We start from the raw sequence: 19,319 nt of genomic DNA, 5'->3' as shown, positions 1-19,319 counted from the left end.
CGGCTGAAAGCCGGCGGTCCCAGGAAAGGACATCCCCATGGGCATCCAATTCCGCCAGGAAACCTTCCGCGACGACTTCACCTTCCGCAATTCGGAAACCGCGATCCGCCGCTTTCCCTTCCCCTTCGACAAGGACACCTACATGTATGCGGTCAATATCGAACCGCATACGGCAGGCCCGAAGGGTTCGGTCTTCGAGCATCCGATCGACGTCGACGAGCACTACGTTTCCGAGATGGCCGACCGGGCGCTGGTGCTGAAGGAAGATCCGCTGCGCTGCCAGTCCCTGCCGCACATGACGCTGGCGGGCTGGGACCTGTTGGAACTGCTGATGGAGAGCATGTCGACCTCCTATCCCGAGCATTTCACGCTCGAGCGGAACGGCGACCAGTGGCACTGGATCAACCGTCCCCTTGATATCGACGACCGCTTCACCTTCGGCGACATCGCCACCCTGCCCTATGGGCCGATGGAATATATCACCCGCCAGGCCCAGGGCGATTTCTGCCTGCTCGACCAGCGCGACGGCAATCTGTGGATGGATGCCGGCATCGTCACCACGCAGGCCGACTGGTCGCTCGATTTCGACATCGGCATGAACTTCATGGAATGGCATGGCCCGGTGCCGCTGGCCCATCAGCTCGGCGTGTTCGAGCGCGCCCTCAAATTCATGCTGAACCTACGCCAGGGCTCGCCCACGCGGCGGCTGAACTGGACGATGACGGTCAATCCGCGGCTCGATACCTCGCCCGAGAACTATCACAAATGGGGCAAGGACCGCACCACGCTGACGCTGGAGAATATCGGCAACAAGCTGCATCTGCGCGTGGAGCTGCAGAGCTTCTTCCGCCTGCCGCGCTCCAACGCCATCGTCTTCCCGATCCGCTGTTACCTGATCAAGCTGGAGGAACTGGTGACCGTGCCCAAATGGGGCCGGCGCCTGCACCGCGTGCTGCAGACCTTGCCGCCCGAACTGGTCGACTACAAGGGCCTCAGCCGTTTCCGCGACACGGCGGTGGAGTGGCTGTCGAAGTATGACGACGGCGCCGAGACCAGCCCCGGCGGCTGGCCGGATTGAGGCAGAGCACCGCGCTCACAGGACAGAAAGAGGCGGACAAGATGTCCGCGGTCCCAGCCTGGGCGATTCCAGCACGAACCTTGCCGAGGTCGGGCAGGAAACAGCGCGGCTGGGACCGCGGACGTCCCGTCCGCCTCTTGACTTCAAGAGCAGTCCCGTCGCTTACCGCTTGATCGCGATGCTGCGCCCGGCATCCTTCGGCGTCGGCAGGTTGGCATGTTCCTTCAGCAGGGCCTCCAGGATCGCCGCGCTCTGCGGCAGCCAGGACGCCGCATGGGGCTGATCGGTCTGGTCGATCGACATCAGGAGCTGCTCGGAGGTCGCCACCACGAGGTTGCGCACCTTGTCGTACATGCTGAGGAAGATGCGGACGCGCTTGGCGTCGAGGTCCAGCACCTGGCAGGTCACCGAGACGGGCGTGCCGAGCTTGACCTCCCACAGGAAGCGGACATGGGTCTCCATGGTGTAGATGGTGTGGCGCGTCGTCTCGCGCACCGCCGGCGTCAGGCCGACGCGTGGAAGGAACTCGTCCACGGCCTTGGCGAAGATCACCGCGTAGTAACCGTCATAGAGATGGCCGTTATAGTCGATCCATTCCGGGCGAACGGTTTCGTCGAGAAGGTGCATGACTGTCTCCGGGTGCGCGGATGTCTCGTCCGCTCTTCATGCTAACCAACTTTCCGCTTCCAAGAGCGGACGAGACGTCCGCGCACCCGGAAACTCAAATCCGCCCCTCCAGCCCCTCGGCCTCCGGCCAGTACTTCCTGGCCAGCGCCATCACCTCGATCAGGAAGTCGTCGCGGCGGCGCTCCAGCGCCTTGATCGAGCGGCCGGCAGCCTGGTGCTCGCAGCCATCGGCGACACGGTCGATCAGTTCCTCCGTGAGTTCCGGAGCGACCAGCTTGGTCCAGGGCAGCTTCAGGGCCGGGCCGAACTGGTGCAGCATGTGACGCATGCCGCCCTCGCCGCCGGCGAGGTGGAAAGTGAGGAAGGTGCCCATCAGCGACCAGCGCAGGCCGCAGCCATAGACCACGGCCGCATCGACCTCCTCGGTGGTGGCGACCCCGTCATTGACCAGCCAGAGCGCCTCCCGCCAGAGCGCCTCCATCAGCCGGTCCGCGATGAAGCCTTCGATCTCCACCCTGATATGCAAAGGGCGCATGCCGATCGCGGTGTAGAAAGCCTTGGCGGCCTCGACCGTCTCCGCCGACGTCTTCTCGCCGCCGAGCACTTCCACCAAGGGCAGGAGATAGACCGGATTGAAGGGATGACCCACCACCAGCCGGGTCGGGTCGGCCATCTTGGCCTGCAGCCGGCTCGGCAGCAGGCCCGAGGTGGAGGAGCCGATGATGGCGCCGGGCTTGGCGGCGGCATCGATCTCGGCCAGCAGGTTCTGCTTGAGTTCTTCTCGCTCCGGCGCGTTCTCCTGGATGAAGTCCGCCTTCGCCACCGCTTCGGCGATCGAGCCGGCATAGCTGAGGCGCTTGCGGTCCGCTCCGGCGGCGAGCCCCTGCTTCTCCAGGGCGGGCCAGGCATTGTCGATGGCCGCGCGCAGCTTTTCCTCGGCGCCCGGCGCCGGATCGTAGGCGACGACATCCAGGCCGTGCGCGAGCGCCCGGGCCGCCCAGCCGGCACCGATGACGCCGGTACCGACGATTGCAAATGTCTTGATTGCGGACGTCTTGGCTGCTGCGGCCATGGAGTTCTCCCTCTTGCTGGTGGCGAATAGACAAGGCCTTGCCGGAAACGCCTTTGCATGGCGCGACATCGCAGGTGCCGAACGCGACGGAAAGATGGAGCCTCGTCCGAAAAGCGGACACGGGCATTCGGGCAACAGCAAACCAGAGCATCGGACCCAACTTCGAAATCGCGTCCGATACCATAGTCAACCATCTGGTTGACAGTTGCCCGACTAAGGCTGATATTCAACCACATGGTTGAATATCAGGATCCTCTCGACGCCGTCTTTCATGCCCTGGCCGATCCGACCAGGCGGGCCATGCTGCGCAGCCTCGCCGCCGAGCCCCGCAAGGTGGGCGAACTCGCCCATCCCTTTGCCATCTCGCTGGCCGCCGCCTCCAAGCATATCAAGGTACTGGAGAAGGCCGGCCTGGTGGAGCGCCGTGTAGAAGGACGCACCCACACCTGCCGGCTGAACCCGCGCCCCCTGCATGCCGGCCTGGAATGGATGCGCTTCTACGAAAAACTCTGGAATCAGCGGCTCGATACGCTTGATGCCTTGCTGATCGCGGATGCGATCGCCAATCCTCAAGAGAGCTGAGACTGAAGCGTCTCGCGATTTGCCGGAATCCGTAGATTCGCAAAGACGCGTGGAAACAAAGCGTCAAAGAAAACAAGCGTTCATGAACGCGCTTTACTCTAGGGAGCTGAACCATGTCCGACTACGGCGTGATCATCGACACCGAGACCGTGCGGATCGAACGCGTTCTTTCCGGACAGATCGAACGCGTCTGGGCCTTCCTGACCGAAGCCGACAAGCGCCAGCAATGGCTGGCCGGCGGGGAGATGGAGTTGCAGCCCGGCGGACGGGTCAACCATGTCTTCCGCAATGGCGACCTCTCCTCACCCGACGACCCGCCGCCCCCCAAATATGTGCATCTGAACGGCACCGTCGAGATGCACGGACGGGTGATCGCGTGCGAACCGCCGACTTTGATCGAATATGCCTGGGGGGACGGCTCCCAGGTGCGCATCGACCTCAAGCCGGAACTCGGGCGCACCCATATCACCATCACCCATAGCCGTCTCCTCACGCGCGACGAACTGATCAGCGTCGCCGCCGGCTGGCATACCCATCTCGACATTCTCGCCGCCCGCCTCGGCGGACACGCGCCGCCGAGCTTCTGGGGCCTGCACACCCGGCTCGAGGCCGATTACGAGAGCAAGATGAGCGCGAGCTGAGCCACGAATGATCCGCGAAGACCAGTGAGCGTCATTCCGTGCGCGGCGCGAAGTGCTGCGCCGCGTCCGGGATGGCCTCCCGAGTGATTGCGGCCGCTCCATCGGATAGGTGAAGTTGTCGATGTCGTAATCGCGTGGAGCTCGGTCGGAGAATGCCGAGACAGAGGGAGAACAGCCTGCGTGTCGCCGCCGCCATCAAGTTCTTCTTGTCGTTCAAGATAGCTTTCCTCTCTTGAACGAAGCATCGGAAACAGGGAGATTGCGGTTGACCACACCTTCATCGGCCCGTTGGGAGTGCCGCTGAAAATCATGTGAGTTGCGTCCTCCCACCCTCCGGTTCTCCGATGTCCGCCATCACCGCCTCGCCCGACGCCCGTTCCGTTCATCGGCTCGGTGTTTTTCTCGTCCTCGCTTCCGCCGTCGCCTGGAGCATCAGCGGCATCTTCGCCCGCATGCTCACGGTGGATGCCTGGACGACCGTGTCGCTGCGCGCGGCGATCGGCGGAATCTACATGGCGGTCGGTCTCGTCTATGTGCATCGCGCCGACAGCCTGGCTGCGATCCGCTCGATCGGGTGGTTCGGCCTCGTCATCGCGGCCTGCGCCTCGCTGTCGATGCTGTTCTATGTCGGCGCGCTCTACCACACCACCATCGCCAACGTATCGGTGATCTATGCCACCACGCCCTTCCTGGCGGCGGGCCTCGCCTGGCTGATCATGCGCGAAAGGGTCTCCCGGCGCACGCTGATCGCGTCCGGCGGCGCACTCGTCGGCGTCATCGTGATGGTGGGCGGCTCCTTCGGCTCCGGCCATCTCTTCGGCGACGCCATGGCCCTCGGCATGGCTGCCTCCTTTGCCGTCGTGGCGGTGGTGGCGCGGGCCCGGCCGGGGCTGGAAATGCTGCCGGTCAATTTGTTCTGCTGCCTGTTCACGGCGCTGGTGGGCCTGCCCTTCGCCTCGCCCGGCACCGCCACGGCGCAGGACTGGGTGGTGCTGACGCTGTTCGCGTTCACCTCGATTCCCCTGGCCTTCTTCATGTTCCTGGCCGGGGCACGCCGGATTCCCGCCGCCGAATCCGGCCTGATCTCCACGCTCGACGTGGTGCTGGCGCCGCTGTGGGTCTATCTGATCTTCGCCGAGGATCCGGGCCCGGCCGCCCTCATCGGCGGCGCCATCGTGCTCTCGGCCGTGATCTGGCACATTCTCGGTGGCTGGCGCCTGAAGTCGGCCTGAGCCCGTACAGTCCTGCCGGTCACACCGAGGCGCGCGCCGCCACCTCCGGCTCCTCCTCGCGGGCGAAGCTGCGCCCGAGGGCTGCGACGAGCACACCGACGAGCAGCACCGCGCCCCCCAGGACGGTGGTCAGGCGCGGCACCTCGCCGAAGAAGAGATAGACCCAGACCGGCCCGAGGATCATCTCGGTCTGGGCCAGCAAGGTAAGCTGCCCGGCCCCGACATGCCGGGCCGCCGCATTGAGCAGATACATGCCGCCGCCGATGAAGATGGCGCCATGGATCATGGCATAGGTGTTTTCCAGCATCGGCGTGGCGATGGTGATGCCCCTCAGCGCCATGAAGGCGCCGCAGGTGATGATGGTCAGCACCGCCCAGCCCATCACCACACCCGACATGTCCCTGTCGCGCCCGAGCCGGGCAATGATGGAATAGAGGCCGTAGGCAAAGCCCACGCCGAAGGCGGCGAGATTGCCGATGGCATTGCCGCTGCCCAGTTCCCCCCAGGTCATGATCAGCAGGCCGGCGATTCCGATCGCAATGCCGCACCAGGTGGCGACGAGGATGCGCTCCTTCAGGATCAGGCGGGCCAATATGGCGCCGATCAGCGGCGCCGCGCTCGAAAACAGCAATGCATTGGCTATGGTGGTCGTCTTCATGGCGAAGATGAAGAGATCCGCCATCACCGTCATGCACAGCGCCCCGCCCAGGCCCAGCCAGCCACCCGAGATCATCTGGCGTAGCGGCGACTTGCCCTGCAACAGCGCCACGCCGACGACGAGCGGCAGCAGGCCGAAGCTGCGCCACATCAGATATTGAACGGCGTCCAGATGCGGCGACTCGCGAATGGTGATGCTGCCGAACGAAAACACCGTCCCGGCCGCAAGGGCGAGGAACGCACCGAACAGGTGGGAGCCGCGGGAAGACATGACGAGGACGCAACCAGGACGAAGGACCTCCACAATGCCGGGAATGCGAACATCGAATGGTCCAAACGCGACATTTCTGGCTGATCCGAGCCGGAAATGAGACTCTCGGAAGCGCGGACGACTTTTCCATGGGCACAGGGTAGTTTTGCTAGGCACTGGTTCTTTACCCTCCCCTCGATGGGGAGGGTCGACGCGTAGCGTCGGGGTGGGATGACTTCTTCACAGGACTTCACTGTTTTCGTCATCAGGGGCTGAGTCACCTCACCCCACCCCGGCCTTTCAGGCCGACCCTCCCCAAGGGGAGGGTATTGTCGCGCCTCATTCGCTCTAACTTAACGCCTCTAGCGTTTTGCGATTAGACGGAGTCACCTAGAATCGCAAAGACGCGTCATAACAATGAGTTAGAGCAAATAAGCGTTCACGCTTGAACGCGCTTTGCTGTAGGGACGGGTCATCGGGCGCCCGGGAGTCGCGCCCTGCCTTGCCAGCCACGCCCCCTCTTTCTATTGTCCGACAAGATGGGCGCCACCAGAGCGCGACGGAAGCAGGAAACGCCATGCTGTTGGGGGCCTTCGGAGACGATTTCACCGGTGCGAGCGACCTCGCCAACACGCTGGCGCGCGCCGGCATGCGGACTTCGCTCACCCTGGGCGTTCCCGCCGGCCCTGCCCCCGACGATGACGAAGCGGTGGTGGTCGCGCTGAAGTCCCGCTCCATCGACCCGGCCGAGGCGGTGCGGCTTTCCCTGGGTGCGACCGCCTGGCTGAAGGCGAACGGTGCCCGCCAGATCCTGTTCAAATATTGCTCGACCTTCGACTCCACGCCTTCGGGCAATATCGGTCCTGTTGCCGAAGCGGTTCTCGCTGTGCTCGACGCCCCCCTGGCGCTGGTCTGTCCCGCTTTTCCCGGCACGGGCCGCACGCTCTACCAGGGCCATCTCTTCGTCCATGATCGCCTCCTGTCGGAATCGGGCATGGAGCGCCATCCCCTCACCCCGATGACCGATCCCGATATCCGCCGCTGGCTGCAGCGCCAGACGCCGCTGAAGGTCGGCCATCTGCCGCATGCCGTGGTGCGGGACGGAACCTCGTCGATCCGGAGCGCGCTTGCGGAAGCCGCAGGCCGCGGCGAGCGCCTGGTCGTGGCGGATGCCACCAGCAATGACGATCTCATCGCGCTGGGCGCCAGCCTTCGCGACCACGCCTTCATCACCGGCGCCTCGGGCATCGCCATGGGCCTGCCGGCCAATTACGGCATCGCGCCGGACCGGGCCACGCCGGCTTTCGCCGGCGCCGAGGGCCCGGCCGTCATCCTCTCCGGCAGCTGCTCGCAGGCGACCCGCCGGCAGGTCGACATCTATGCCCAGGACCATCCGCACAGGGCCATCGATGCCGATGCCGTGATGAATGGCAGCCTCAAGCTCGATGCCCTTATCGATTTCATCGAGACTCACAGGAACGCCGCGCCGATGCTCTATTCCTCGGCCGATCCGGAAGCGGTTGCAGCGGCCCAGGCCCGCCACGGCCGCCAGGTCCTGGCCGAGCGCATCGAAGGCCTGTTCGCCGAACTCGCCCGCATAGCCATCGAGCGCGGCTTTACCAGGATCATCGCCGCAGGCGGCGAGACATCGGGTGCCGTCGCCGGCACGCTCGGCAATGCCGTCCTCGCCATCGGACCGGAAATCGATCCAGGCGTGCCTGCCTTGCAGCTGCGGGGGACGAAGCCGGTTGCGATCGCACTCAAATCCGGCAATTTCGGCGCCCCGGACTTCTTTGCCAAGGCCGTGACCCTGCTGGCCGGAAAGGCGTGAGATGCCGCAAGAAGAAGATCGCCTGCGCGAACAGCTCTGCCTCCTGGCGAAATCCCTGTTCGATCGCGGCTTCACCGTGGGCTCGAGCGGCAATATCAGCGTGCGCCTGCCCGACGGCTATCTGGTGACCCCGACCAATTCCTGCCTTGGACGGCTCGACCCGGCCAGGCTATCGCGCCTCGATGCGGAATGGCGGCATCGGGATGGCGACAAGCCCACCAAGGAAATCCCCCTCCATCGCGCCATGCTCGCAGCTAGGCCGCAGGCCGGGGCGGTTGTCCATCTGCATTCGACCCATGCGACGGCCGTTTCCTGCCTCGACGATGTCGATCCTGCCGATGCCCTGCCGCCGCTCACACCCTATTTCGTCATGCGCATCGGGCACCTTGCCGTCGTACCCTATACCGCGCCCGGCGATGCGGCCGTGGAGCGCCACATCGCCGCAGCGGCGCCCCGCCACAAGGCGATCCTGCTGGCCAATCATGGCCCTGTCATCGCCGATACCACGCTGGAGGCCGCCGTCCATGCGGCGGAGGAGCTGGAGGAAAGCGCCCGCCTCTTCATCGTCACCCGCGGCATGGCGGTGCGCACCCTGACGCCGGCGCAGGTCGGTGCCCTGGAAAGCCAGTTCGGCAAGGCTTGAGGGTGGCTCGTCACCCCTCGAAGCCGCGATAGCGCCGCTTGTAGTCGGTGTCGTAGAGCGCGCTCTCGCGAAAATCCTCGGTGGCCAGCGTAGGCCCGATCAGGATCAAGGCGGTGCGCTCCATCGGCTCGGCCGCAATCTTCTCCTCGATATCGCGGAGCGTGCCGGTGACGGCGCGCTCATCGGGCCAGCTTGCCCGGAAGACCACCGCAACCGGGCAGGCGCTGCCGTAATGCGGCATGGTTTCGGCCACCACGCGGGCCAGCGCATGGATGGAAAGATGCACCGCCAGCGTCGCGCCTGTCTGCGAGAAAGCCTCCAGCGTCTCGCTTTTCGGCATGGCCGAGGCCCGGCCCGAGGTGCGCGTCAGCACCACGGATTGCGCCACTTCCGGCAAGGTCAGTTCCTTGCCGAGTACGGCAGCCGCCGCAGCAAAGGAAGGCACGCCCGGGGTGATGGTGTAGGGAATGCCGAGGGCGCGCAGGCGGCGCGTCTGCTCGCCCAGCGCGCTCCAGATCGACAGATCCCCCGAATGCAGTCTGGCGACATCGAGGCCCTTTTCATGCGCCCGTTCGATCTCCGCCATGATCAGGTCCAGCGTCAGCGGCGCGGTATCGACCACGCGCGCATCCGCGGGCGCCAGCGCGATGATCTCAGGCGGCACCAGCGAGCCGGCATAGAGGCAGACCGGACAGCGGGCCACGAGATCGCGGCCCCTGACGGTGATGAGGTCGGGCGCACCGGGACCGGCGCCGATGAAGTGAACGGTCATGTCAGGCCTCGTTGACGGCAATGGCGCAGGTGGCGTTCGCACTGGCGATGCGCGCCCGCTTGAGGATGGATTGCGGGCCGGCGCCGGCGAGTGCCGCCGTCTCGGCCACGCTGCCGAGGCCGGTCAGCGCGACCACGCGCTCCGAGCGGGTCAGCACCCGCGGCTCGGCTGCTTCCAGCGCGGCTTGGGGGATCAGCACCAGCGGCACGCCGAGGCTGGTAGCCGCCTCAGCCAGCCCCGCCTCGCCCTGCTTGAAGGCCGGCGCGAACAGCCCCGAAAGGGCGGCGAGCTCGAAGCCTGCCTCCTGCAGGGCCAGCCGGACGAGCGCTGCGATTTCCTCGGCCCTGCAGCCCTTGCGGCAGCCGAGGCCGGCGGCAACGAACGGCTTCATGGTCCAGGATTTCCTGGCTTGACCACGCTCCATTGCGTCACCGGCATCGCCGGGCGCCAGCCATGCATGCTGCCGACGGGCACCAGCCGCTCCACGCTGAGGCGGATCAGATCGCCGCCATACTGGGCAAAACGCCGGGCGAGCGCCTGCTCGCTCTCCAGCGTGACGGCATTGGCGACGAGGCGCCCGCCGGGGCGCAGGGCCGTCCAGGCCGCCTCGAACACGCCATCGTCGCCCGTGCCGCCGCCGATGAAGACGGCGTCGGGGGGCTCGAGCCCCGCCAGGGCGGCCGGCGCCGCACCTGAGACCAGGCGCAGATGCGGTACGCCGAGATTGACGGCGTTGACCAGCGCACGCGTCGCCCTGTCGGCATTCTCCTCGATGCCGATGGCACGATTGGACGGATGGCGCAGCAGCCATTCGATGGCGACCGACCCCGCCCCGAGGCCGATATCCCAGAGCAATTGCCCCCTGAGCGGGGCCAGGGCCGACAAGGTAACGGCACGGATCTCCCGTTTGGTGAGCTGGCCGTCATGCTCGAAGAATTCGTCGGGCAGGCCGCCGGCGAGCGGCAGCGGCCGGGCACCGTGGCCGGCGACCACCTCGATGGCCAGGACGTTGAGCGGATCGATGCCATCGAGATCGAAGGCATCGGCCCGGGCGGAGCGGATCCGCTCGCCGCTTCCGCCCAGGCGCTCCAGCACGGTCAGGCGGGACGGGCCGAAACCAAGCTCGGTGAGGCGGGCGGCCGCCTTGGCGGCCGTGCGGCCGTCCCAGGTCAGGGCAAGGATGCGGGCATCGGGCTGGATATGCGCCACCAGCGTCTCGAACGGCCTGCCATGCAGCGAGATCAGGGCGCAATCCTGCTGCGCCCAGCCGAGCCGCGCGGCCGCCAGGGAGAAGGATGACGGCGCGGGATGGCAGGCCATCTCCGCGGGCGGAATGAAGCGCGCCAGCGTGGCGCCGACACCCCACAGAAACGGATCCCCGGACGCCAGCACCACGACGCGGCGCCCGCGTGCCGCCTTGATCGGGTCGATGGCCTCGGTCAGCGGACTCGGCCAGACGAGCCTTTCGGCCGCTCCTTCCGGCACCATGGCCAGGTGCCTGGCGCCCCCGACCAGCAGTTCGGCCCTGCCGACCACGGCGGCGGCCAGCGGCGACAGGCCGGCCATGCCGTCTTCGCCGATGCCGACGATGGACAGCCAGCGATCCGAGTGGTTGATAGGGCTCATCCGACCCTCAAGAGACGACAATGCATTCCCATCCTAATGCAGTTCACCCATAGCCGGGTGAAGCGGCCGTAGCTCGGAGTGCCGATCTTCAGATCGACATTCTTGAAAACACCGAAAAAAGATGTCGATCTGAAGATCGGCACTCATCTCCGACAAACAAGGTCTTATGAGGTCAAGCCCGGCAATGACAAAGGTCGAACCAACTTGAATGACGCTTAAGTGACCCGTACCCATTCGCGCCCCCTCGTCCTGCTGCTCGGCGGCACCACCGAGGCTTCGGCCCTGGCGAAGCTGCTGGCCGCGCGCCCCGACATTCGGGCCATGGTGTCCCTTGCCGGGCGGACGATCAATCCCACCCCGCCTCCGATCGCCCATCGCATCGGCGGCTTCGGCGGCGTCGAGGGTCTTTGCGCTTTCCTCGACGAGCATGCGGTCACCGCACTCGTCGATGCCACCCATCCCTTCGCCGAACGGATGTCGGCCAATGCCGTGGTGGCCGCCCGGCGCATGGGCGTGCCGCTGCTGGCCCTGCGGCGTCCGGCCTGGCAGGCCGAGAGCGGCGATCGCTGGAGCGAGGTGCCGGACGCCGAGGCCGCGATGCAAAGGCTCGGCACCACGCCGCGTCGCGTCTTCCTGACCACCGGCCGTCTCGAACTGCCCGCCTTCCTGGCCGCGCCCCAGCATTTCTACCTGGTCCGCTCGGTCGACCCGCCGGAGGAGCTGCCGCCGCGGGCCAAGCTGATCCTTGCCCGCGGTCCCTTCGCGGAGGCAGACGAAATCCGTCTCATGCGCGAAGAGGCCATCGACATCCTGGTCACCAAGAATTCCGGCGGCAGCGCCACTTATGGCAAGATCGCCGCCGCACGCCGTCTCGGCCTGCCGGTCATCCTGCTGCGCCGGCCGGAGAACGCCGAGGTGGAGACAGTGGCGACGGCGCCGGAGGCCTTGGCTTGGATCGAGAGGCAGGGATAAAAGGAAGGTCGATCTCCAGATCGACCCGCTTCGCTCTCCCTCGAACACGGCACTTCCAAGACGGTCGATCTGAAGATCGACCCTCCAAATTGCCGTCCCGTGTCTCACGTGTCCCACCGGCGGGGTGAATAGATCCAGGGCTCGGCCTTGCTGCGCTCGATCGACCGGGTCTGGGAGGAGCCGATCAGCACCAGCGTGCGCATGTCGACCTCTTCGGGTTTCACCGCCGACAGGCTCGTCACGATGATCTCCTCGTCCGGCCGACCCACGGCCTTGGCAAGCACCACGATGCGCTCGCCCGCATGGCGGCGCAGCACGTCGAAGGCCCTGCCGATCTGGTCCGGCCGGGCCTTGGAAGCCGGGTTGTAGAAGGCGAGCACGAAATCGCCCTCGACCGCCGCGACCAGCCGCTTCTCGATGATGGACCAAGGCTTGAGATTGTCGGACAGCGAGATCACGCAGAAATCATGCCCGAGCGGTGCGCCGAGCCGCGCGGCCGCGGCCAGGACGGCGGTGACGCCGGGAACCACCGTGATATCGAGATCGCGCCAGGCTGGATCGCCCGCCTCGACTGCCTCGAAAACCGCCGCCGCCATGGCGAAGACGCCGGGGTCCCCGCCCGAAACCACGGCGACACGCGCGCCGCCGGAGGCGAGTTCGAGGGCATGGCGGGCGCGGTCGACCTCGACTCGGTTGTCGCTGGCGTGGCGTTTTGCCGGGCTCGGCGGCACGCGGTCGACATAGGGGCCGTAGCCGATGATGTCGGTCGCCTCGGCCAGCAGCGCACTGGCTTCCGGCGTAACCCATTTCGCCGGCCCCGGCCCGAGGCCGATGATCATGACGCGGCCGGTCATGAGATTTCTCCCAAGCGCATTACCTCACCCTCCTCTGGAGGGGGAGGGTATGAGATCCGTCACGCGCCCTCCTCACAGCAGCCGTCCTTGGCCGGGCACCAGCAGCATGGCGAAATAGGGCGCGCCGGTGAAATCGGCCGGCGGCAGCCTCATGATCTTCTCGCCGGCCATGGTGCCGCGCTCGACATAGACGGTGCGGGCGGCGAGGCCCAGCTCTTCCAGCACGGCTCGCACTTTTGGAAAATGCCGGCCGAGTTTCATGATCACCGCCGCGTCGGCGAGTTCGAGATGGCGCTTGAGCGCTGCCGCGTCCAGCGTCGCCGGCAGCACGGTGAGGATGTCGTCGCCATAGGTGATGGGAGTGCGGGCCCGTGTCCAGCAGCCTGCCATGCCCGAGACGCCGGCGACCACCTCGGTCTCGTAGGAGGAGGCCAAGCGATGGAAGATCGGCATGAAGGAACCGTAGAAGAAGGGATCGCCTTCCGACACCACCACGACGTCGCGGCCGGCATCGAGGTGGCCGGCCAGCCGCCGCGCCGATTCGTCATAGAAGCCGCCGAGCGCCGAATGATAGGCGGGATCGGCGGCGGGCACTTCGGTCGTCATCGGATAGGCCAGCTTTTCCTCGATGACATCCTCGGCCAGAAAGCCGTCGATGATGGTGCGGCCATGGCCGCGCTGCCCCTGCTTGCAGAAATAGGCGACGACGGGCGCCGAGCGGATGAGCCGCGCCGCCTTCAGGGTCATCAGTTCGGGATCGCCGGGGCCGACGCCGACGCCATAGAGACGACCGGCGCTCATTCGATTTCGCTCGCCAGCGCGTTGATGGCCGCCGCAGTCATGGCGCTGCCGCCCTTGCGGCCACGCACGATCAGCCAGGGTACCTTGCCCCAGGCCTTGAGCTCGTCCTTGGATTCGGCGGCGCCGACGAAGCCGACGGGAATGCCGAGAATGGCGGCGGGCCTGGGAGCGCCTTTGTCGATCATGTCCATGAGATGGTAGAGCGCGGTGGGCGCATTGCCGATGGCGACCACGGCGCCGCCGAGGCGCTCGCGCCAGAGCTCCATGGCGGCGGCGGTACGGGTGTTGCCGATCTCGCGGGCGAGCTCGGGCGTGCGTGGATCGTCCAGCGTGCAGATCACGTCATTGTCGGCCGGCAGGCGGGCACGGGTCACGCCATTGGCGACCATCTTCGAATCGCACAGCAAGGGCGCGCCGGCCCTGAGCGCGGCGCGCGCGCTCGCCACCAGGTCAGCGGACATCTCGACATCGGCGGCGACCTCGACCATGCCGCAGGCATGGATGATGCGCACGACGACGGGGGCCTCGAGGGCCGAGAAGCGCGACAGGTCGCTTTCGGCACGGATCATCGCGAAGGAGCGGCGATAGATCTCGGCACCGTCACGGATATAGTCGCGTTCAGACATGGTCACTGCTCTTGAAACTGTTCTCAGTCAGGCGCTTGGTTAAAAACGCCATCAATTCGCCCAAAGACATCGGCTCCGTCTCGGCCGGCGCCTTACTGTCGGCGTCGAAGGCGATGCCGTAGCGTCCCCCCTGCCCCACCAGCGTGATGGAAGCTGGCGCGCGGCGCGCGCAGCCCTTGGCGCAGCCCGAGACATGCACGCTCGCTCCCCTTTCGACGAAGCCGGCCAGCACCGGCGCCAGCCTTGCGGCGTCGGCCTGCGCCGGCGCTTCGCCGGATAGACAAGAAGGGCTGCCGGGGCAAGCGGCAATGGCAAGACGCGGGTCGCCGGGATCTACGACGAGGCCGAGGGACGACACTTGCGTCGTCACGTCGACGGCAAGCGGCGCCAGCAGGATGGAGCGCCAGGGCGTCAGGCGCAGAGTCGCGCCATGCCGCGCCGCGATGGCAGCGAGGCCCTCGAGCTGGCCGGCGTCGAGCCGCCCAAAAGGCGCCGCGGCGGTGAAGAAGCCGGCGGGGTGGGAGCCTGCGAGGCGGCTCTGGTCTTTACCCTCCCCTGGAGGGGGAGGGTCGGCCAAAGGCCGGGGTGGGGTGGGAACCCCCACGTCCTCCGCTTCCCACCCCACCCCGCCGCTACGCGTCGACCCTCCCCATTGAGGGGAGGGTAAAGGAATCCGCCCTACCAGATCGCGCATGCGGCGCTCGTCGGGCTGGCGCAGGGCGAGGAAGCGTTCGGCGACACCAAGTGCAGCCTCCAGGGCCTCCTCCGCCCTCACCCATCCGAGGGTCTCCCCGCCGGCTTCCAGGCGGAAATGCCCATCGACCTCGGCCCTCAGCGCAATATCGGCCTCGACGCCGTCGAGCGGCAGCACGCCGCCGCCATCGAGCAGGAAACCGAACTTGGCCGGCAGAAAATGGAAACGCTCGTTTCCAATCAGCCTCAGCTCCAGCGCCCGGATCAAAGGCTGTATGTCGATCGGCGCGCTCGGATCGAGCCCCGCGAGCGGGCTCGCGATCACGTTGCGGACCTGTTCGGCGGCGGCACTGGCATCGAGCAGGGAGAGCTCGGCAAGCCGGTCGAGCAGCGGTTGCAGGGTGTCGTCGCTGACACCGCGCATCTGCAGATTGGCACGGGAGGTCAGGTCGACAAGGCCGTTGCCGAAGCGCCGGGCCGCCTCGGCCAGCGCGGCCGCGCGGTCCGGGATGAGATCCCCGCCAGTCAGGCGCACGCGCACGATCAGCCCGTCCCCGGAACGCATCGGCCTGAGTGCCCCTGGGCACCAGCCCTTGATCTGGCCCGACGATCCGCTCACGCCGCTCTCCCCGTTTCATCGAGCAGGCGGCTCGCCGAATTGCGGCGCGGCTGCCACAGGCCCCGACGGATCGCCTCCGCCAGCCTCGCCCGGATCGCCCGCCCCGCTGCCGGATTGGCTGAAGCGAGGAAGGCCGCGACCTCCTCGTCCTCGACATAGGCTTCGTGCATGCGATCGAAGGCGGCATTGGTGACGATGCCGGCCGTCGCCGAAAAGGCGAACAGGCAATCCATGGCATTGGCCATCTCGGCGGCGCCGGCATAGCCATGGACCATCATGCCGTCGATCCAGCGCCGGCTGGCGGCCCGGCCATGCACGAGACGGCCGACCTCCTCGCCGAGGCTGCGCAGGCGGGGCTTGTCCGGGTCGGAAAGATCGGCGTGATAGAGTGCGGCCTTGGCCCCGAGCGCCTCCAGCGCGGCGGCAAAGCCGCCCTGATGGGCGGCGAAGGTGACGTCATCGAGAATGTCGATCTCGCGGTGGTCCTGGCCGTGGACATGGGCATCGGCGGAGGCTACCCGCTCGGCGAAAATGGCCGGCACGGCATCGCCCTCGATGCCGGCGCCATAGGCATGGCTGCTGGCTGCGAGATAATCGCGGCCGAGATCGGCCCTGACATCCCAGGCTCCGCGCGCAATGCGATCGGTGATGCCTGCGCCATAGGCCGACGGCGCCGCGCCGAAGATGCGCAACGGACGCTCGCCGCTCGCCTTCGCCGCGGCGGCGAGCGGGTTCCATTCGGCGCTTTCGTTGAGGGCTGCCACAGCCCTGACGGCTTCGTCGAACAGCGTGATCTGCTGGGCGAACACGTCTCGGAACAGTCCGGAGATGCGCAGGGTCACATCGACGCGCGGCCGGTCGAGCCGGGCCTGTGGCAGGATCTCGAAGCCGGAGACACGGTTGGACCCGTTGTCCCAGACCGGCCTGACGCCCAGCAGTGCCAAGGCTTGGGCGAGATCGTCGCCGCCGGTGCGCATGGTGGCCGAACCCCAGAGGTCGAGCACGATATTTTTGGGGTAATCGCCGTGATCCTGCAGATAACGCTGGATCACGGCATCTGCCGCACGCGATCCAATCGCGTAGGCTGCACGTGTTGGAACCGCGCGCGGATCGAGGGTGGTGAGGTTTCGCCCGGTCGGCAGCACGTCGGCGCGCCCACGCGTCGGTGCCCCGGCAGGGCCGGGCCGCACGAAGCGTCCGTCGAGGCCGGCGAGAAGGCTGGCCATCTCGCTGTCGCCGCAGCTGTCGAGACGCGCGGCCAAAACCGGCCGCTCCTCCTCGCCGCAGGAGGCGGCCAGGACATCGAGGAGGTGGGCGCTCTCTTCCGGCCGCCGCCCGAAGACATGCAGCCCGTCGCGAATCTGCAACTCCTTGACGTCGCACAGGAAGGCGTCGAGGCGCGCCAGCGTCTCGTCCTCGTCCAAGCCCGGCGCGATGCCGCATTCGGCGGTGAGACCTGAAACCATCGCCCGCTCGATGATCTCGCGCCTGAGATAGGCCATGCGACGCTGGTCAAGGCCGTCGGCGCTGGCATATTCGTCGATCAGGCGCTCGACCTCGATGGCGGCGCCGGAAAGGCCGGCTTCCCGCAGGGGCGGGGTGAGATGACCGATGGTGACGGCGCCGAGCCGGCGCTTGGCCTGCGCCGCCTCGCCTGGATTGTTGACGATAAAGGGATAGAGCACCGGCACGGCACCGGCGGCCAGCTCCGGAAAGCATTGGGCGGAGAGGGCGGCGGCCTTGCCGGGCAGCCATTCGAGCGTGCCATGCGTGCCCAGATGGATCATCGCGTCGATGCCGAAAACCTGGCGCAGCCACAGATAGAAGGCGAGATAGGCATGGCGGGGCGGCAGATCGGGCGAATGATGGTCGCCCTTGCGGTCGAGGGCCGAACCGCGGTCGGGCTGCACCGCCACCGCGACGTTGCCGCAGACATGCCCCGCGAAATGGAAGGCACCGTCGTTGCAGAGGGGATCGGCCGATGGGTCGCCCCACTGGACCGCGAGCCTGTCGCGGAGGGCGGCGGGCAGGGTGTCGAGCCAGCTGGAATAAGCGGAGAGCGGGAGAGAAAGCTCTTTACCCTCCTCTCGATGGGGAGGGTCGGACCGCAGGTCCGGGGTGGGGTGGGAATCACGGCGGTCGAGGTGGCCACCCCACCCCGACGCTACGCGTCGACCCTCCCCATCGAGGGGAGGGTAAGAGCCGATATCTTCTCCCGCGGCATGCCGGTTCCGTTCCATCTCCTGATGGAGCGACGAAGATTGGTCCAACAGCTCCAGCAGATCGGCACCGCTTTTCGGCTGGTCTCCGACCGCATAGCCCTCGTCCCGCAGCTGCTCCAGGATCGCCACGGCCGAGGCGGGCGCATCGAGGCCGACGGCATGGGCGAGACGGCCCTCGGCGCCTGGATAGTTCGAGAGAATCAGGCCGAGCCTGCGCTCCGCCCGGGCCTTGGCAGCCAGCTTTGCCCAGGCAGCGGCCTTGGCGGCCACGGCGGCGATGCGCCCGTCATGCGGGGCATGGGCGAGGCGGGTGAAGGCCCCCTCCTCGCGTTCGGCCTTGAAGGAGATCACGCCGGCCGAAAGGCGGCCGTCGAGCTCCGGCAGCGCGACATGCATGGCAAGGTCGCTGGCCGACAGCCCGCGGGTCGACGCCTCCCAGGCCTCTTCGGCCGAGGAGGAGGTGATCACCTGCAGGACCGGGCAGCCGGCCACGTCGAGCGGCGAGGCGCCGTCATCGTCCAGGGCCGAGAAGGCAGTGGCATTGAGGATCACCGCCGGCTTGAGCGCCTCAAGCTGCCGGCGCACCCATTCGGCGGTTTCGCCATCCTTGAGCGAACCGACATAGAAGGCCGACACGGCGAGACCCTCGGCACCGAGTGCCCGCGCCAGGGCCTCGATCGGGGCGGTGTCGGCCGAGAGCAGGATGGAGCGGTAGAAGACGATGACGGCGCGCCCATACCCTCCCCTCGATGGGGAGGGTCGGACCGTAGGTCCGGGGTGGGGTGGCGGCTCGACCTGCAAGGACGACAACTCCCCACCCCACCCCGAGGCTTCGCCTCGACCCTCCCCATCGAGGGGAGGGTAAAGAGCGGGCGAAGACGCCTGCGGCCCCAGGAAGGTTCCATATTTCGGCACGGCGACCAGCTCTTCCGGCTCGCCGAGATCGAGGCCGCCCAGCCTGGCGGCGTAGAGCAGCGAGGCCCGGGCATTCCGGGGGCCGCCTTCGCGCCAATAGAGCGAGAGCTTGTCCAGGGCCTCCTGCGGCACGGTGGAGAGCTGGGACAGGCGCCCGTCCGGCCTGGCGTCGCCGGGGATCAAGGCGAGCGCGATGCCATGGGTTCGCGCCGTCGCCGCCAGTTCCTCCGCGCCATAGCGCCAATAATCGAGGCCGCCGAGCAGGCGCACCACGATCGCCCTGGCATGGCGGGCGGTCTGATCGATGTAGAGATCCGTCGACATCGGATGGCGCAGCTTCTGCAGCGGCGCCAGGCGCAGATCGTCGAGGCCGGACGCGGCGGCCAGAGCGAGGTCGCTGTCGGTCAGCGAGGCGAACACGATCGCGCCCGGCGCCTGGCCGAGATCGACGGCGGCCTCGCTGGCATCGAGCGAACGCGTATCGGCCGGCAGCAGATGCATCAGGATGGTTCCGGACCGAAGAACAACGCCCGCCACCTTGTCATTGCCGGGCTTGACCCGGCAAACCAGCTCGCGTCGGAGCCGGATGCCCGGGTCAAGCCCGGG

At 67.2% G+C, this 19,319-nt stretch carries 18 protein-coding genes; 7 read left to right on the top strand and 11 right to left on the bottom strand.

Features of this window, described 5'->3' with window-relative positions; all coding sequences use genetic code 11:
* Positions 1-37 precede the first annotated feature (37 nt).
* Positions 38-1,078, top strand: coding sequence for a DUF3445 domain-containing protein (locus tag J8I29_RS00545; protein WP_209430259.1), 1,041 nt, complete (start codon positions 38-40; stop codon positions 1,076-1,078).
* A 162-nt stretch (positions 1,079-1,240) separates the two neighbouring features.
* On the opposite strand, the gene J8I29_RS00540 is transcribed toward J8I29_RS00545, so the two are convergent.
* A complete protein-coding gene (locus tag J8I29_RS00540) occupies positions 1,241-1,705 on the bottom strand; it encodes a thioesterase family protein (RefSeq protein ID WP_105864342.1) in 465 nt (154 codons plus the stop codon).
* A 94-nt stretch (positions 1,706-1,799) separates the two neighbouring features.
* On the bottom strand, positions 1,800-2,777 hold the full coding sequence (locus J8I29_RS00535; protein WP_209430258.1) for an L-carnitine dehydrogenase: 978 nt from the start codon (positions 2,775-2,777) through the stop codon (positions 1,800-1,802).
* 234 nt (positions 2,778-3,011) lie between these two features.
* Between J8I29_RS00535 and J8I29_RS00530 the strand changes: the two genes are divergently transcribed.
* From J8I29_RS00530 to J8I29_RS00520, 3 genes are all read left to right on the top strand, one after another.
* Entirely contained in the window at positions 3,012-3,359 is a 348-nt protein-coding gene (locus J8I29_RS00530) for a metalloregulator ArsR/SmtB family transcription factor (protein WP_105864340.1), read from the top strand.
* Positions 3,360-3,472: 113 nt separating this feature from the next.
* Positions 3,473-4,000 (top strand): SRPBCC family protein, encoded by a 528-nt coding sequence (locus J8I29_RS00525; RefSeq protein ID WP_105864339.1) that lies wholly within the window; start codon positions 3,473-3,475, stop codon positions 3,998-4,000.
* Positions 4,001-4,344: 344 nt separating this feature from the next.
* Positions 4,345-5,232 (top strand): DMT family transporter, encoded by an 888-nt coding sequence (locus J8I29_RS00520; protein ID WP_105864338.1) that lies wholly within the window; start codon positions 4,345-4,347, stop codon positions 5,230-5,232.
* Between the two features lie 19 nt (positions 5,233-5,251).
* On the opposite strand, the gene J8I29_RS00515 is transcribed toward J8I29_RS00520, so the two are convergent.
* Positions 5,252-6,160, bottom strand: coding sequence for a DMT family transporter (locus J8I29_RS00515; protein WP_209430257.1), 909 nt, complete (start codon positions 6,158-6,160; stop codon positions 5,252-5,254).
* Positions 6,161-6,716: 556 nt separating this feature from the next.
* Here J8I29_RS00515 and otnK point away from each other — a divergent pair.
* Both otnK and J8I29_RS00505 read left to right on the top strand, forming a co-directional pair.
* Positions 6,717-7,970 (top strand): 3-oxo-tetronate kinase, encoded by a 1,254-nt coding sequence (gene otnK / locus J8I29_RS00510; RefSeq protein ID WP_209430256.1) that lies wholly within the window; start codon positions 6,717-6,719, stop codon positions 7,968-7,970.
* 1 nt (position 7,971) lies between these two features.
* Positions 7,972-8,613, top strand: coding sequence for an aldolase (locus J8I29_RS00505; RefSeq protein WP_209430255.1), 642 nt, complete (start codon positions 7,972-7,974; stop codon positions 8,611-8,613).
* Positions 8,614-8,623: 10 nt separating this feature from the next.
* Here J8I29_RS00505 and cobM read toward each other — a convergent pair whose 3' ends face one another.
* The 3 genes from cobM to cbiE are packed head-to-tail and all read right to left on the bottom strand — an operon-like array spanning position 8,624 to position 11,011.
* A complete protein-coding gene (cobM, locus tag J8I29_RS00500; RefSeq protein WP_209430254.1) occupies positions 8,624-9,385 on the bottom strand; it encodes a precorrin-4 C(11)-methyltransferase in 762 nt (253 codons plus the stop codon).
* 1 nt (position 9,386) lies between these two features.
* Complete coding sequence (locus J8I29_RS00495) at positions 9,387-9,776, bottom strand: cobalamin biosynthesis protein (protein WP_105864333.1); 390 nt, start codon at positions 9,774-9,776, stop codon at positions 9,387-9,389.
* Positions 9,773-11,011: a precorrin-6y C5,15-methyltransferase (decarboxylating) subunit CbiE gene (gene cbiE / locus J8I29_RS00490; RefSeq protein WP_209430253.1), complete on the bottom strand. Its 1,239-nt coding sequence runs from the start codon at positions 11,009-11,011 to the stop codon at positions 9,773-9,775. The genes J8I29_RS00495 and cbiE overlap by 4 nt, the downstream gene beginning before the upstream one ends.
* A gap of 219 nt (positions 11,012-11,230) precedes the next feature.
* Between cbiE and J8I29_RS00485 the strand changes: the two genes are divergently transcribed.
* Positions 11,231-11,983, top strand: coding sequence for a cobalt-precorrin-6A reductase (locus tag J8I29_RS00485; protein WP_209430252.1), 753 nt, complete (start codon positions 11,231-11,233; stop codon positions 11,981-11,983).
* A gap of 104 nt (positions 11,984-12,087) precedes the next feature.
* On the opposite strand, the gene cobJ is transcribed toward J8I29_RS00485, so the two are convergent.
* From cobJ to cobN, 5 genes are all read right to left on the bottom strand, one after another.
* Positions 12,088-12,837 carry a precorrin-3B C(17)-methyltransferase gene (gene cobJ / locus J8I29_RS00480; RefSeq protein ID WP_209430251.1) on the bottom strand — a complete coding sequence of 250 codons (750 nt, stop codon included), beginning with the start codon at positions 12,835-12,837 and terminating at the stop codon, positions 12,088-12,090.
* Positions 12,838-12,909: 72 nt separating this feature from the next.
* Positions 12,910-13,638, bottom strand: coding sequence for a precorrin-2 C(20)-methyltransferase (locus tag J8I29_RS00475; RefSeq protein WP_209430250.1), 729 nt, complete (start codon positions 13,636-13,638; stop codon positions 12,910-12,912).
* Positions 13,635-14,264 (bottom strand): precorrin-8X methylmutase, encoded by a 630-nt coding sequence (locus tag J8I29_RS00470; protein ID WP_105864328.1) that lies wholly within the window; start codon positions 14,262-14,264, stop codon positions 13,635-13,637. Before J8I29_RS00470 ends, J8I29_RS00475 begins: the two co-directional genes overlap by 4 nt.
* On the bottom strand, positions 14,257-15,576 hold the full coding sequence (gene cobG, locus J8I29_RS00465; RefSeq protein WP_209430249.1) for a precorrin-3B synthase: 1,320 nt from the start codon (positions 15,574-15,576) through the stop codon (positions 14,257-14,259). The genes J8I29_RS00470 and cobG overlap by 8 nt, the downstream gene beginning before the upstream one ends.
* Positions 15,573-19,214 carry a cobaltochelatase subunit CobN gene (gene cobN / locus J8I29_RS00460; protein WP_209430248.1) on the bottom strand — a complete coding sequence of 1,214 codons (3,642 nt, stop codon included), beginning with the start codon at positions 19,212-19,214 and terminating at the stop codon, positions 15,573-15,575. The genes cobG and cobN overlap by 4 nt, the downstream gene beginning before the upstream one ends.
* Positions 19,215-19,319 lie beyond the last annotated feature (105 nt).

The sequence above is a fragment of the Labrys sp. LIt4 genome, from assembly GCF_017813775.1.
Lineage (GTDB): Bacteria > Pseudomonadota > Alphaproteobacteria > Rhizobiales > Labraceae > Labrys > Labrys okinawensis_A.
This window is presented reverse-complemented; position numbering and strand designations above follow the sequence as displayed.